The sequence below is a fragment of the Geobacter psychrophilus genome (assembly GCF_056821595.1).
Genome location: NZ_JBXDTU010000004.1, coordinates 411,848 through 426,665, shown reverse-complemented (window position 1 = coordinate 426,665; position 14,818 = coordinate 411,848). Strand labels below are relative to the sequence as shown.

13 protein-coding genes are annotated in these 14,818 nt (G+C 54.6%); 1 reads left to right on the top strand and 12 read right to left on the bottom strand.

Features of this window, described 5'->3' with window-relative positions; translation table 11 throughout:
• Positions 1-75: 75 nt before the first annotated feature.
• The 10 genes from ACOCF6_RS04105 to asnS form a co-directional block, all read right to left on the bottom strand.
• On the bottom strand, positions 76-744 hold the full coding sequence (locus ACOCF6_RS04105; protein ID WP_482463264.1) for a diacylglycerol kinase: 669 nt from the start codon (positions 742-744) through the stop codon (positions 76-78).
• Positions 745-761: 17 nt separating this feature from the next.
• Entirely contained in the window at positions 762-1,232 is a 471-nt protein-coding gene (gene ybeY / locus ACOCF6_RS04100) for an rRNA maturation RNase YbeY (protein ID WP_482459117.1), read from the bottom strand.
• Complete coding sequence (locus tag ACOCF6_RS04095; protein WP_482459116.1) at positions 1,132-3,585, bottom strand: HD family phosphohydrolase; 2,454 nt, start codon at positions 3,583-3,585, stop codon at positions 1,132-1,134. The genes ybeY and ACOCF6_RS04095 overlap by 101 nt, the downstream gene beginning before the upstream one ends.
• Before the next feature lie 136 nt (positions 3,586-3,721).
• Complete coding sequence (locus tag ACOCF6_RS04090; RefSeq protein ID WP_482459115.1) at positions 3,722-4,003, bottom strand: DUF503 domain-containing protein; 282 nt, start codon at positions 4,001-4,003, stop codon at positions 3,722-3,724.
• A 3-nt stretch (positions 4,004-4,006) separates the two neighbouring features.
• The gene (locus ACOCF6_RS04085) at positions 4,007-4,591 is read right to left on the bottom strand and encodes a hypothetical protein (protein WP_482459114.1); all 585 of its coding nucleotides are present in this window, start codon (positions 4,589-4,591) and stop codon (positions 4,007-4,009) included.
• 50 nt (positions 4,592-4,641) lie between these two features.
• Positions 4,642-6,171 carry an AAA family ATPase gene (locus ACOCF6_RS04080; RefSeq protein WP_482459113.1) on the bottom strand — a complete coding sequence of 510 codons (1,530 nt, stop codon included), beginning with the start codon at positions 6,169-6,171 and terminating at the stop codon, positions 4,642-4,644.
• A 51-nt stretch (positions 6,172-6,222) separates the two neighbouring features.
• Positions 6,223-6,729, bottom strand: a complete 507-nt coding sequence (locus tag ACOCF6_RS04075; RefSeq protein WP_482459112.1) for a PIN domain-containing protein — start codon at positions 6,727-6,729, stop codon at positions 6,223-6,225.
• The gene (locus tag ACOCF6_RS04070) at positions 6,722-7,030 is read right to left on the bottom strand and encodes a UPF0175 family protein (protein ID WP_482459111.1); all 309 of its coding nucleotides are present in this window, start codon (positions 7,028-7,030) and stop codon (positions 6,722-6,724) included. The genes ACOCF6_RS04075 and ACOCF6_RS04070 overlap by 8 nt, the downstream gene beginning before the upstream one ends.
• Before the next feature lie 116 nt (positions 7,031-7,146).
• Entirely contained in the window at positions 7,147-10,707 is a 3,561-nt protein-coding gene (locus ACOCF6_RS04065) for a DEAD/DEAH box helicase (RefSeq protein WP_482459110.1), read from the bottom strand.
• A 3-nt stretch (positions 10,708-10,710) separates the two neighbouring features.
• The gene (asnS, locus tag ACOCF6_RS04060; RefSeq protein WP_482463262.1) at positions 10,711-12,096 is read right to left on the bottom strand and encodes an asparagine--tRNA ligase; all 1,386 of its coding nucleotides are present in this window, start codon (positions 12,094-12,096) and stop codon (positions 10,711-10,713) included.
• A gap of 181 nt (positions 12,097-12,277) precedes the next feature.
• Here asnS and ACOCF6_RS04055 point away from each other — a divergent pair, with 181 nt between their 5' ends.
• Complete coding sequence (locus ACOCF6_RS04055) at positions 12,278-12,658, top strand: glutaredoxin domain-containing protein (protein ID WP_482459109.1); 381 nt, start codon at positions 12,278-12,280, stop codon at positions 12,656-12,658.
• Between the two features lie 40 nt (positions 12,659-12,698).
• On the opposite strand, the gene ACOCF6_RS04050 is transcribed toward ACOCF6_RS04055, so the two are convergent.
• Both ACOCF6_RS04050 and ACOCF6_RS04045 read right to left on the bottom strand, forming a co-directional pair.
• Positions 12,699-13,577 (bottom strand): pseudouridine synthase, encoded by an 879-nt coding sequence (locus ACOCF6_RS04050; protein ID WP_482459108.1) that lies wholly within the window; start codon positions 13,575-13,577, stop codon positions 12,699-12,701.
• A gap of 108 nt (positions 13,578-13,685) precedes the next feature.
• Positions 13,686-14,642, bottom strand: a complete 957-nt coding sequence (locus tag ACOCF6_RS04045; protein ID WP_482459107.1) for an acetyl-CoA carboxylase carboxyltransferase subunit alpha — start codon at positions 14,640-14,642, stop codon at positions 13,686-13,688.
• Positions 14,643-14,818 lie beyond the last annotated feature (176 nt).

Sequence of the window (14,818 nt, the reverse complement as noted above, 5' to 3'; positions counted from 1 at the left end):
TTGCTAATAATTCCAGGCAACTACTTGGGTGTTGAGCCCGAAGGCGTTGTGACGAAAGCCTTCAGCCTGTTATTGTTATCCCATGTTTTTGAACGCCAGCAGAACAAGGATGGTGATGCCGGATCCGACCAGTGACCCCAGTACCAGCTCTCGTGTCGTATGGATCCTCATCAACAGTCGCGAGTGGCTGACCATAATCGCCATCGCAATACACAGCAGCGAAATGAGCGGATCGCCCGTGTTAAGTGAGACCGCCGTGGCGATGGAAAAGGCCACGGCGGCATGCCCGCTGAGAAATCCACCGTGCAATGGTGTGCCTTTGCCGCTCAGACTCTTGATCATGATGACGACAATGATGACGATCAGGATAGAGACCATGGTGCCGAGGTCGGATTGTGTTCCCAGCATGTGCAGCACCTCTCCATATTTCGGCAGTACATACTTCGCCAGAATCAGATACCCGGTGATGCCTGCGCCGCATGCCGCCAGCAGAACCGCCCCGGCAGCGGTGTCCTTGGCTATTTTCGCCAAAGGGTGGAATTCCGGCGACACCAGGTCTACCACCGCCTCCACCGCTGTGTTGATCATTTCGGCGCACAATACGAGCAGTATCGAAAGCGCCAGCAGGGCAAATTCGACCAGTGATACCCGTAAAAACAGCGCCACCAGCAGGACCAGCACTGCCGCGATAAAATGGTAGCGCATATGCTTTTCGGTACGCGCGGCGAGAAGGATCCCTTCAATAGCGCAGTTGGCCGAATCTATGAACCGGTTGGGTTTAGCAACCCTTCCTTTTTCAGGATCCTGAATAGCTCTTTCTCCTTTTTCACCATGCGGGCTGCCTCATCTGCCCCGCTGCGTTCGTGATCGTAGCCGCACAGGTGAAGTATCCCGTGCATCAACAGAAAGCTGAGCCTTTCAAAGGGCTGCATGCCACCCAGTTCAGCTTCGCGGGCGGATGTGTCGGCCGAGATGATCACGTCACCCAGCAGGTTTGGTGTCAGACCGCCGAATTCTCCTTCCTGAAGGGAAAACGAGATCACGTTCGTGGGGCGGTCCTTGGCCAGATACTCTCGATTGACAGTGCGAATGGAACGATCACCAACTATGGATATGGACAGTTCTGAATCGTCAGGACATTCCAAGGCGCTTAAGATCCTCGCCGCCACTTTTTTTAGTTGACGGGACCTGATCGAGTGCTTTCTCTGGCGGTTGTTCAGAAGAATTTGCATACTGCTCGTCTCCGTTTCCTGCCGGGGCCTGATCGACCCCGGCCGGTTTGGGTTCAGTTTTCCTGGATCCGTTGCTGCCCTTGTGAACCTGTTCGGGATAGTCAATGCGATGATGAAAGATGCCGTTAAGTATGCGATTGAAACTTCTCGCAATTTCGTGGAGATTTTTCAGCGTCAGTTCGCATTCGTCCAGTTGTCCATCAGTGAAGATGCGGTTGATGATGTTCTGCACCGTGCCCTGGATGCGGTCGGGAGTGGGGTTGATCAGGGTTCTCGAAGCAGCTTCCACACAGTCTGCCAGCATGACGATCCCGGCCTCGCGGGTTTGAGGTTTGGGGCCCGGATAGCGGAAATCCTTTTCTTCCACGGTTTGTCCGTTGGCCTCGGCCTGGTTTTTGGCCCGCTCATAGAAAAACTTGATCAGCCCGGTGCCGTGATGCTGCCGGATGATATCGATAATCGGTTGCCCCAGGTGCTTTTCACGGGCCAGTTCGGCACCCTCCTTGATGTGGGATATCAGGATCAGGGCGCTCATGCTCGGTGTGAGCTTGTCGTGGCGGTTTTCCTCGCCTCCCTGGTTTTCTATGAAATAGAGCGGTTTGGATGCCTTGCCGATGTCATGGTAGTAGGCCGCAACCCTGGCCAGGAGCGGGTTGGCGTTGATGGATTCTGCCGCTGCCTCCACCAGGTTGCCTACCACCACACTGTGGTGATAGGTGCCGGGAGCCTTGATCATCAGTTCCCGCAGCAGCGGGGAGTTGAGGTTGGCCAGTTCCAGCATCTTGATATCGGTTGTGTATTGGAACAGGGATTCGATTACCGGAATGAAGCCGGAGACGAAACCGGCACTGATGATGCCTCCTGCCAGGGCAAAAAAAGCGACATACACGGTCTGGATGGTGAAGAGTGTATTGCTGAAAGTCTGGAAGGCCAGGGCCAGGGCCAGGTTGACCACCGATATCTTCAGTCCGGCTGAGTAGATCGTGCTGCGGTCAGAGCACTGCCGCATGCCATGGGCACCGATGATGCTTCCCAACAGGGCATAGATAACCACGAACATGCTGTTGTTGAACATCATGCCCAACAGCGGAGCCAGGGTAGCGCAATACACCAGCGATACCTCGGAGTTGATGAAGACGCGCACGATCATGGCGCCGGCGGCAAACGGGAAAAGGTAAAAGTAATTGTTTACGTCAACATTGGGGAAAACCGGTCCGATGTTGTGGCTGATCAGGAGTGCTGTTTTGAAGACTAAGAAGCTGCCGGTTATCAGTAGGGATATGATCAGGATGTCCTTGTTGCTGGGGTTGAACTTGCGGATGTTCTTGCAGGCAAATCGATAAGGGAAATAAAACAGTATCAGTATCAGCGAGAAGGTTCCCAATGCGGTGAAAAAACGGTTATCGCTTTTATTTTCCTTGAAGATGGCCCGCAGTTTCTGGGCTTGTTCGGAGCTGATGCGCTCACCGATCCTGACAATCATCTCCCCTTTCTGCACCTTGAACAGTACCGGTCGAACCGCTTCCATGGAGGATTTGCTGCGGGCTTCGGTGCTTTCTTTATTGAAAAAAAAGTTCGGCAGCAGTATGCGGGCAATCAGGGACGATACCTGTTTTGCATCACTGGTCTCACCCAGGCCGGAAAAGGTCCATCTGGCCACAATCCTGCGGGCCTCGGCGATTTCCGTATAGCTGACAGTGGCATCACCCGAACCGATGTAGCGGCCATCGTCGTTCAGGATCTCGATGCCGCGCCGGGAGTCGGTTTGAAAGACCTTGCCATCCAGAACGATCTTGTGCTGGTAAAGTTCGTCCAGCGCCTTTTTTACATCCGCCAAAAACAGTTTGTCCGATTTTAGACGGATGAGTGCACGAATCTCGGAGTCGTTCAGTTCTGTGTCGAGCAGCGGGGTCAGGATTTTACGCCACGCATCCGGTTGCTGTTGATTCTTTGCACTGTTGTCGGCGTGGATAACATTCAGCGCCTGTTCCAGTTTCCCTTCAAGGTAGGTGGGGACCCGGTCACTCAGATTATAGATTACCGGAGCGTTGTTGCCGATTTCTTTGCGGCGTTGCTCCGTCAGGGCGTGGTCTTCTACGAGGTAATCCTGGGTGGCGCGGATATCAGAGGTGGCGATATCCCCGGCTTTGAAGGCAATGGCGGAAAAATGCTGGCTGGGCAGAACCAGAAACGTCAGGATCAGGGAGGTTGTGATGAGTAGGATAAACCTGTTGCGGCGGGCAGTCAGCGGATTTGAAAATCTCCGTACGATAGAATCGAGGAGGTTTGCGCCCAGCTTGCTCAAATACGTCTGAGTGTTTTGATCCTGGTTGGTACCGAGTGGTTCTGGCATATCCTGTCAGTAACGAAAGAGAGTTTTTGTACGCGCAGTATGACGCGTAAGTGATTGAAATAAGTTTTAAAGATAGCCCGAAACCGGGGGGGTGTCAATAACAGTGTTGATTGGTCGCGGTTGCGGCACTCACACCTTACACCTCCGAAATGTCGCTGGCAGTTATCTCCACCTCAGGCCAGTTTTCATAGATCCAGTCTTCTATGCGCTCCAGCACGGTTCGTGCAATGGTTTTATCCGGACTGACCGTGACAAATCCCAGTACCGCTACAGTTGGGTTATCCTGCCGGTCCACCTCGGCGCAGGCGGTGTTGAAGCGGTTTCTGGAACGGCCGAGAATGCTTTTGACGATGCCGCGCTTCTCTTTGAGGGAGTGGGTCGGCAGGGATAGGTGGATTTCGAGGCAGTAGATGTGCATAGGCTATGAACCGGAATCCCATCCATTGGCGACAAGAGCGATTTTTAGCTGATTTTCCAAGGCCTGAAATGCAGTTATCGACCGGAGGGGAGAGAAATCATCAATCGATTGGGATACGAGAAAAGCGCGCTTATGAGAATTCAGCTTTTTCAGTCTGGTGCCGTGAAGACCACTCGACTCACGGATAATGCTGAAGAGAAGTTCTTTCGGATTGGGAATGTTTTCCACCGATCTTGTATCCGGGAGAATCAGGTTGTTCCTGCCGTTTGGGTTGCCAGCCGCTCTTCGTATTGCAGGTTCGTCAAACAGGAGCCATGCTTCCTGCATTCTGACCGGTATCACGCAGATTGCGGGAGGAGTCTCCAGCCCATCAAGCGCCCTGGTTATCTCGGCATGACGTGTTTCAAAGGTTTCTTTTTCCGCGTCACGATGGATGAATAACAGGTCGCAGGGATAGAGATCCAGAGTTACTGCTATTTTGTCCGGTAATGTCTTCGGTGGTTTCTGGAGTCTGCCAAGATCGGCCCAATCGGATTCCACTGCGTGTTCCGGGCAGTGCTGGCTCAATAGCCAGTCAAGTATCGGCATCAACATCCTATCGGAACTGCCGTCTGATAAAAGAGTATAGCGGATTGTTTTCATTTCGGTTCCGCTACTAACGTATTCGGCAGGTACGGCTGCAGGTCCGGGCGGTCAATGACGCGGCGTTTCAGGGGGACAATATTGTTCTTTCGTTCGGATATGCCATAACCATAATCCGGTACTTCTGGCGCAACCGGATTCAAATACGATAACAATTTGCCTTTGGAAACAACCGCAATCTCACCGGTTGCCTTCTTATGTCGCCATGTTTCCGGGAGCGGACAGTAGCGTACCGCTTTAAATCGCCTGCCCGATTCGTTAATTTCAATGGATTCAGCCACCAGCAGGCTGTCGTCAGGTATTTGGGCAACAACAGATGGCGAATGGGTGTTGATGATGACCTGTCGTAGCGGATTGTCCAGTCCGACACGTTCATCCATATCCATGGCGATGTCTTGAAGCAGATCCAGCATGGCGGGTATGCGTTCAGGATGGATACCGTTTTCGGGCTCTTCCAGGCAGATAAGTCCGGATGCTTCCGTGTCCAATTCCAGCACCGCAAGTGCAAGAAAGCGCAGCGTGCCATCCGAGAGTGACCGGGCCGAGTGTGGGGTTCCGTCGCGCCCTGTCACGATAGCCGTCAGAAGTTCTCGTTTTTCATCATAATCAACCGAGATCTCCTTCACATCGTCGATTAGATCAGATAACCGATTGGCTACTTGAGCATAGACGGCAGAGGTACTATCATCGGTTCCCGCCTCTCCTTGTTCGGCATGATAGTGCGATTTTGGTAAATGGTAGAGAGTTGATGCGAGATGTGATCCATTCTCACCCAGTTTTGTAGGGGCGGATATTTCATCTGGCTTGCGCAGGGCAGCTGGTTCAAGTTGCAGCAAACGCCAGGACTGCATCTCTCGTTTAGCCATCAGAGCGGTCGGATTCTCGGCGGCATTGGCGGTTGAAAGGACTGTTCTCGGAAGGTTTGCGGCGAGTATCGAACGAGGTCGGCCGTGTCCGCCTCCATCCTGATGAAGTTTGATGACCCTGTCTTTTCCTTCACCTTCCGTAGAAATAAAGTCCCCACCGCTTCTCCGTCCTGTTACAGCACTCTCGCGCCATACCGGTTTGCTCGGAAAGAGAAAGTGCTTCGATGCATCGCCCCGGTTAATGTGAGTCAACTCTTCCCGAAGAAGCTCAAGGCCACCTTGTTTGTGGCCATTGTCGGTGCGGTAGCCGATGGCTATCACATAGCGGAGTGATGTGATGCTGGCTTGCGCCTCTTGTCCAAGGTCGTCAATGCCCTTTAGGGGGACAATCATCTCCGCTTCAAAGGTCATCTCCTTGGCATACTCATTTCCGACCCGGTGAAACAGACTTCGTATATCAGCTGTCCGACCATCTTCGTCTCGCACTGACTTTGCGGCATCCAGAAGTGGTTTGTCCGCCAGGGCGCTCATAAACATGATCGCGTCGAACAGGTTTGATTTGCCAACCCCGTTCACCCCGGCGATACAGGTAAATGGCCCGAAGCGGACATCTACATCGACGAGGTTTTTGAAGCCGGTTATTTTTAATCTGGTAAGCATGAGTTGCCTCCGGTTTTCACACTGTAAATTCAAAGTGTAATGAAATTGCTGCTATCCTCTAACCATCGTGGTCGTAATACTTTTCACCGGCGCATAAAAACCCGCCTTGACCATCCTGCGCAATATTGTGTTAGCTTCCTTCAAATCGATGGCTTCGACCCTGATCGCCTTGATGAGTATGCCCACTGTGCCGGTAAGCTTCACCCCGAGTCGCGCGGCCTCGTTGCGGGCCAACCGGTCGTCACAGGCGAAGACGTAACCGCGCTGGACGGCCAGGACAATACAGGCCGATTCCCCAGCGCCCAGAGAGATGGAAAGGGCTGCAAACAGTTGGTGTTCGGTGGTCGAGGCGGGATCCTCGATACGTGGCCAGCCATGGGCAAGGGATCTGGAAACGGCTGAAAGTTCGGCATGTCCGCACTGGATGCCGCGCTGTATCTCGGTGGCTACGGCCCCGGCACAGCAAGCGGAATCGTTATAGAGGAGTTTCAGCAAATCGAATCGGGCGGCAAGGGAAAAGTTGCTGAGAACATTGGTATCAAAGATGATGTCAGGCATTGCCGGCGTCAGAGGTGATATCCATTGCATCCTGGATCATGAGCGGTATGCCATGCTCTTGCAGGTAGCTACGGGCGGTGTATGGATCGACACCCAGAGATTCTGCCAGTTTTCCCAGGCTGATGAATCCCTCGCGGTAGGCCGCCAGAGCAACGTGACGTCGTCGATTAATGCTGTCCTGCGGGAAGGTGGTGTCGATGGCATCACGTACCAGTTCACCCAAAGTGCGGTGCATGGACGCGGCCATCTGCTTCAGATTTAAATGTTGCTGCGGGGTAAGCATTACGTTGGTTCTGATCATGTGGGTACCTCATGCATGTGTAACATTATGTACCACCACTATAAACTCATTGCAGGGTGTCGTCAATTCAGCAATTCAAACCCCCGAGGTTTTGAAAACCCCTGAGGTTTTTGTACTCACCCCAACAGGAAATCGAAGTCTTCCCGCGACAGTCCTGCACCGCCACCGCCGGCCCCATCTTCCAGAATCGCCTTGTAGAGCTGTGTTTTCTGTTCCTTCAGGGCCATCATCTTTTCCTCGATGGTGTGGCGCATGATCAGGCGGGTGATGGTGACCTGTTCAGTCTGGCCGATGCGGTGGGCGCGGTCCGAAGCCTGGTTCTCCACCGCCGGGTTCCACCAGGGGTCCATGTGGTAGACATAGGTTGCGCGGGTCAGGTTGAGTCCCCTGCCGCCGGCCTTGAGGCTGATCAGGAAGACGGTTGGTTTGACGGAATTCTGGAAGGACTGCACCAGTTTTTTGCGCTGGGGGACCGGTGTCGAGCCATCCAGACGCAGGCAAGTGAATCCCTGTTCTTGCAGCCCATTCTCGATCAGATTCAGGTAGCCGGTGAACTGAGAGAACACCAGCGAGCTGTGCCCCTCGTCCCGCAGTTCGGACAGCTGTTCAGCCAAAAACTCCAGTTTTGGTGAGGCGTTGCTGGCTCCCGGTGAAGCCAGGGACGGAGCAAGACAGATCTGGCGCAGACGCAGGATTGCAGTGAGGGCAATAATGCGGGCCTGGGCAGGTGCATGGCTTTCGTACGCTTCTTTGACCTGCCCTCGTACCTCTTCAACTGTTCTCTGGTAAAAGACCCTCTGCTTTGTCGTCAGTTCCAGCGGGATGTCCATCTCGATCTTGGGCGGTAATTCGCTGGCGATCAGCTGTTTTGTGCGGCGCAGTACAAAGGGACGGGTGCGCCCGATCAGGCGGGTCGTACCGGCAGCGTCATCCTGGTTGAGTTTGCGGCTGAACTCTTCGCGCGTCCCCAGCAGTCCCGGCAGACAGAGATCCATGATGGCGTAGTATTCTCCCAGATGGTTTTCCACCGGAGTGCCGGTCAGCGCCAGGGTAAACGCGCCTCTCAGCTTGCGGACAGCGTTGGTGGTGGCTGCCTGCAGATTTTTAACCACCTGGGTTTCGTCGAAGATCAGGACATTGAAGGATTGTTTGGCCAGCAGGTCGCAGTCGCGCTGGACAATACCATAGCTGGTGATGATCACGTCGTATTCAGCAAATTCGGCCATGCTGCGTCCGCTTCCGGCATAAAGCATGACCCGCGCGGACGGCAGAAAGCGGGCAATTTCCGCTTCCCAATTGAATAACAGCGACGGTGGCGCAACAACCAAGTGCGGTGTCCCCGGCGCAGCGGTCGTAGCAAGCTCGCCCGACATGATCCCGGCCAGCAGTGTAATTCCCTGCAGGGTCTTGCCCAAACCCATGTCATCAGCCAGGCAGGCACCGAAGCGGTGTTCGTAGAGAAATGCCAGCCAGTGCCAGGCATCAACCTGATAATGGCGCAGCGTGGCATGAAGCCCCTGGGGAAGGGGGCGCTCCGGAATGGACGAAAAATTGAGCAGGCTTTCCAGGATCCTGCCATCGTCCGGACACAGCCTGATCTGGACGCCATGACTGCGGAGCTGCAGCCAGTCAAGGATCTGCAGGCGCGGCACCCGCACCGGTTCCAGCGCCCCTTTTTTCTTTTTCCTGCCCGCAGGCATGACGCCGGCAAACATTGCCAATACCTGGGCGCTGATGTCATCCAGCAGCATCAGCCTGCCGTCACGGCGCAGCATGCCGCTGCCGTCCTGCAGACCGCGCAGTTCCTCCTCGGTCAGCAGCTCGCCGTTACAGCGGATCTCCGGTTTCAATTCGAACCAGTTCTGACTGCTGCAGGTGGCGTCCAACGAAAATTCCCATGATGCCGCAGTCAGCGGTTCGCTGCCGATCCGAAGATCAAAGCCCTCTGATTGAAGGCGGGACGCCAGGAGCGGTAGCTCTTTCAGAAGCCGGTCTGTCGGCAGCTCCAGTTTTACGGAGGCATTACCGCTGACAAAGGCATCCAACCCGAACAGGTCGTACAGTATCCGCATGAGACGCGCCTTGCTGCGATGGTCATCATGCAGAAAATACCACCTGTCCGCGTCAGCCATGGCGATAATCAACGTTTGATCCCATGATTCTCCCAGATAGGTAACAAGCTGCTTGGCCTCCCGTTTTACAATGCGTTTCACGAAATCGGGGGAGGCAGTCATTGATCGGAAAATGGCGTTGCGTGAAGTTGTTTTTGTTTCATCAAGCAGAGCAAAGGCTGTCTCGATAACCGCCCGCACCCGCTTTTTGGTCTTCATGGGAGCTGAGAGGTTTGAGCGGCGATACGGGTCGAACAACCAGAATGAGTTTTGTGAAAAGGGAAAGGTCTGATGTTCATACCGGCTGACCAGTACCAGGGACGTGGTCGTGCCGGCCATGCCGCTCGGGATATCCACCAGGTATGTCTGCGTCGTTGTAACCTGTTCTGCAGGGGAAACGCCATTCACATGGAAGTGGAAATGGGCATTCGAATCTTCAATGGCTTTCGGCACAAGCCGGATTGCGGCACTGTTAAAGAGCTTCAGTGGTACGACTACTGAATGGTGCAGGCGCCTGAGTTCCGGGTTGATGGTCGTTGATTCCGGAATTTCTTCTTCATCCCAATTGTCATTGAAATCGTCAAACGCATCCTGCGTTCCGTCCAGTTTTTCAAAAACCGCCTCCCAACTTTTCCAGGCATCGCTGTTTGCAACCGGCACGATGATGCCGGCTGTAACATCAAACAGCACCTTGCCATGTACAATTGCGGTGGAGGGGAGCGGCGCGCCGTCCCCAAAGGAGCGGGATACGTGGATGTCGTCGCCGCGGATGTCGAAGGTGATTCCGGCAGTACAGGGCTGGTCACCCTTGTAGCTCAGCGTTGTTTCAAGCCCTTCCGCATTGCGGAATACAATCGGATACGAACCGTCTGTCATCTGCTGGAATGACTCGAAATAGCGAGGGGTAGAATCGTAGGAATAATGAGACGCCAGAAAGCGTGCCAGTCCGGTCGGCAGGCCGTGCGAGGTCCAGCCATATACCGACTCTTCACCCCGCTTGACGGCGCCGCGGATCCCATGGCCGTATTCGCTCTGTTCTATCAATAACCGGTATTTCGGTGTCTTGCTCCTGGCTGTTTCCTGTGCCATATATGCGCTGTGGGCCCGGCGCACCTCCTTCAGGACCTCTGCCGATTCATTGTGACCGGCATCAGTATCGGACTCATGCGGGGTGTTGTGTCCTTGATCAACGAAGGACTTCATATCCAGCAGCATCTGCTGGTTGAAGCGGATGTGAGACAGGCTGCCCGGAGACACCACTCGTTTAAGCATTGCCCAGGCGATTACCACATGGGGACAGTTTCGTGCCGGCTGCCACTGTTGACAGGTACACTTGGTCAGGAGTTGCACCCTTTCGGCCATAAGGGTTGCCTGGTGTCCTCCGGCAAAAGTTACAACCAGGGCTGACTTGTCCTTGTTCCAGGCAGCTCTGTGCAACGTATTCCCCTTGCACGCTTCAAAAGCCGACATCAGGTGGACCTTGGCGGCAACAGTGAAAATATCACCGGGCTGGTAATCCTTGAACCGCTGTAAGAGTGGCGAGCGGGGACTGGTTGGCTCACTCATGTATCAGAACTCGCAGTGGCGCGGCGTGCGTGGGAACGGGATTACATCGCGGATGTTGTCCATGCCGGACAGGTACATCACCAGGCGTTCGAAGCCCAGGCCGAAGCCCGCATGGGGACAGCTCCCCCAGCGGCGGCTGTCCAGATACCACCAGAGCGGTTCTGTGGCGATCCCCAGTTCGACCATGCGAGTTTCCAGAAGATCAAGCCGTTCTTCGCGCTGGCTGCCGCCGATAATCTCGCCCACTTTGGGCACCAGCAGGTCCATGGCAGCCACGGTTTTTCCGTCCTGGTTCTGGCGCATGTAAAATGCCTTGATATCCCTGGGGTAATTGAGGATGAATACCGGCCCGCCCACGACCTGCTCGCTCAGGTAGCGTTCGTGTTCGGTCTGCAGGTCCAGTCCCCATTCAACCGGATAGGAGAATGCTGTTTTTGATCGCTGAAGACGATGAATCGCTTCGGTATAATCGATGCGGGCGAAATCAGCCGTGGCAACCCGCTGAATGCGCTCAAGCAGGCCATGTTCAATCTGAGCGTCAAAGAAGGTCATGTCTTCTGTGCACTCTTCCAGTGCAAAGCTGCATAGATACTTGATGAATTCTTCGGCCAGATCTGTGTCGTCGGCCAGATCGGCAAAGGCCATTTCCGGCTCGATCATCCAGAACTCTGAGGCATGGCGGGCGGTATTGGAATTCTCTGCGCGGAAGGTTGGGCCAAAGGTATAAATGTTCCCAAAGGCCTGGGCGAACATTTCACCCTCCAGTTGTCCGCTGACGGTCAGTCCTGTGCGCAGGCCGAAAAAGTCCTGGTTGAAGTCAGGCTGACCATTCAGCAGCGGCGGGGAGGCAGGATCCAGCGTGGTGACGCGGAACAGCTCTCCTGCCCCTTCGCAATCGCTGGAGGTGATGATCGGGGTGTTGACGTAGAGGAACTGTTTTTCTGAAAAAAAACGGTGGATGGCCTGGGCCAGTTTCGAGCGCAGGCGGAAGACGCTGCCGAAGGTATTGGTGCGAGGTCTCAGGTGGGCAATTGTGCGCAGGTATTCGAAACCATGACGTTTTTTTTGCAACGGGTATGATTCATCGCTATCGCCGATAACAGTAATCGTATTAGCCGCAAGTTCCCATTTTTGGCCGGCCGCCGGAGATTCGACCAGCGTTCCTTTTATCTGCAGGGCCGCTCCGGTAGCGACGCGGCAGACGGCATCAAAGTTGTCCAGGGTGTGTTCAACCACTACCTGTATCCCGGATGGATTGCTGCCGTCGTTCAGGACTATGAAGGCTATCTCTTTCGAGCTCCGCAACGACCGCACCCAGCCGCTAAGAGTGGCCGTTTTGCCAGCAGATCCTGAGGCCAGCAGTTCATTGATACGAGTTTTCATGATAATCCACTCCCGTTGTGATTGTATTTAAAGATGATACGTTGTGACGCGAGAGAGTTCAAGGCTCTTGTTGTGCGTCTTCTAATTTCATCCAACCTGCAGTAATCATGCTTGTAAATGCTGTTTCTCCGCTATATCCTGTCTTATATGCGACAGAGCTGTTTTTCATGTGAAAGGAGAAACACCAATGCTATGCAGAATTCTGACAGTGATGGCTGGGCTATGCATGTGTGCCGTATCCGGACTGGCTGCCGACCAGGGCCATCAGAGTACACTCAGCCCGGCCAGGGCCGAGGCAGCAAAACAATACCCGATGATAGTACTGTATTCGGTGGCCTGGTGTTCCCACTGCAAGGAAACCAAGGACTATTTTACCAGGAACAATATTCCGTTTATCAATCGTGATGTGGAAATGGACGCACAGGCGATGGAAGAGCTGACAGGGAAATACAACAGCACCGGCGTACCGGTGATTGTCATCGGATCAGGCAGGGATGAGGTGGTGGTGAGGGGCTTCACCCCGGAGATGTTTCAGGAATCGTTGAAAAAATCCCAGATAAAGAAATAACAGCTGCATGGTCTCAGCGTGAATACGGGGTAGCGAGGAGCTAGGCTTTCCTCGGTGCCCCGGGTTTATTGGGGGACAAAGTTCTCTTGCCTGTGGTTTTATGCCGCGCAGGCGTTTTTGATGCTGCAGGCCGCAGTGGCGAACGCGAAGAGCTTGATGCGTCGGCTGCAGCCGGAGTTATGGGTGTGATGGTACCCTGTTTCTGGTGGGGATCGCGGAGTCCGCTGACCTCTGCCTCGGTCAGGTAACGGAATTCTCCCGGCTTGAGTGTGCCCAAGGTCAGCATGCCGTAGCGCACCCTCCTCAAACGCACAACCGACAGGCTGACCGCTTCACACATGCGCCGCACCTGGCGGTTACGCCCCTCATGGATGATGAGGGAGAACCAGTCGTTCTGCTCCCCCTCCTTGATCATGCGCGCAGTGGCCGCGGCGGTTTTCCTCTCGTCGATAGATACCCCGCCCGCCAGTTGATCAAGCTGGCTTTTGTGGACCTTGCCACGGACCCTTACGTGGTATTCCTTCTCGACCTCGTGCCGCGGATGCATCAGATGATTGGCCCACTCGCCGTCATTGGTCAGCAGCAGCAGTCCCTCGGTGTTGTAATCAAGCCGGCCGACCGGATAGACCCGTTCGCCGATCTCTTTCAGCAGATCGGTGACCAGCGGCCGTCCTTCCGGGTCATCCATTGTGGTCATGTACCCGACCGGTTTGTACAGCAGGATGTAGAGCTTCCTGGAGGCGATGGTCAACGGCTTGCCATCCACGGTGACGGTGTCTTTAGCGGGGTCCGCCTTGCTGCCCAGTTCGGTCACGACCGTACCGTTGACGGCAACCCGTCCGGCCAGTATCAGTTCTTCCGATGCGCGCCGTGAGGTGATCCCGGCGGCGGAAATTATTTTCTGTAGACGTTCTTGCATGTTATTTCCCTTTGTCGACGTATCCCGATGAACTGGATAGGTTCTAACGTACTCAACAAAAATGGGGGCCGATGCGGCCCCCATTCTCAACTAGGTAACGCAGCGACACTACTCTATGCAGCGCGTCATGGCTCTGAACTTTTTGTAACGTCCTTCGACCAGCTCTGAGCCGGAAAGTTTGTTCAGCTCCGCCAGATTGCGTGCAATGGCTGCTTTCATGTTCTGCGCTGTGGTCGCGTGATCGCGATGGGCACCGCCGATCGGTTCCTTGATGATCTCGTCGATCACTCCCAGCTTGATGATGTCCCTGGCGGTCGGTTTGAGCGCTTCGGCGGCCTGCTCGCCCTTGGTGCCGTCGGACCAGAGGATGGCTGCGCACCCTTCGGGTGATATCACGGCGTAGACCGAATGCTCCAGCATCAGGATCCGGTCGCCGACGGCGATCGCCAGCGCTCCGCCCGAGCCCCCCTCGCCGGTAATGCAGACGATGATCGGGGTCTCAAGACTGGCCATCTCCCGCAGGTTGCGTGCAATGGCTTCGGCCTGACCGCGTTCCTCGGCGCCGATCCCGGGATATGCTCCGGGGGTATCGACAAAGGTGATGACCGGCAGTTTGAACTGTTCTGCCATCTGCATCAGGCGCAGAGCCTTGCGGTAGCCCTCGGGATTGGGCATGCCGAAGTTGCGGAAGACCTTTTCCTTGGTGTCGCGCCCCTTCTGGTGGCCGATAACCATGACCGGCTGGTCGTTGAAACGGGCTAGGCCGCCGACGATGGCGTGGTCGTCACCGTAGTTGCGGTCTCCATGCAGTTCGATGAACTCCGTGAACATGAGATTGATGTAGTCCAGGGTAAAGGGGCGGTTGATGTGACGCGCCACCTGGGCGGTCTGCCAGCGTGAGAGGTTGGAAAAGATGTCGGCCCGCATCTGTTCCACATGATTTTCCAGCTTGGCAACATCGGCACCGATATCCAGTCCCTGACGAGCCAGCGCGTTTAATTCTTCAATTTTCTTTTCAAGCTCTACGATCGGTTTTTCAAATTCCAGATGAAACGGAGTCGCCATAATGACACCTCATTTTCTTCACCACGGAGACACGGAGACACGGAGAAAATACAATTAATTTAATAGTAATGAATAATTTAACGAAATCAGCTTCTGTAACATCAAGGAGATATTGACGCAATTATTCCTATTAAACAGGTGTTCTCCGTGTCTCTATGTCTCTGTGGTGGATTTTG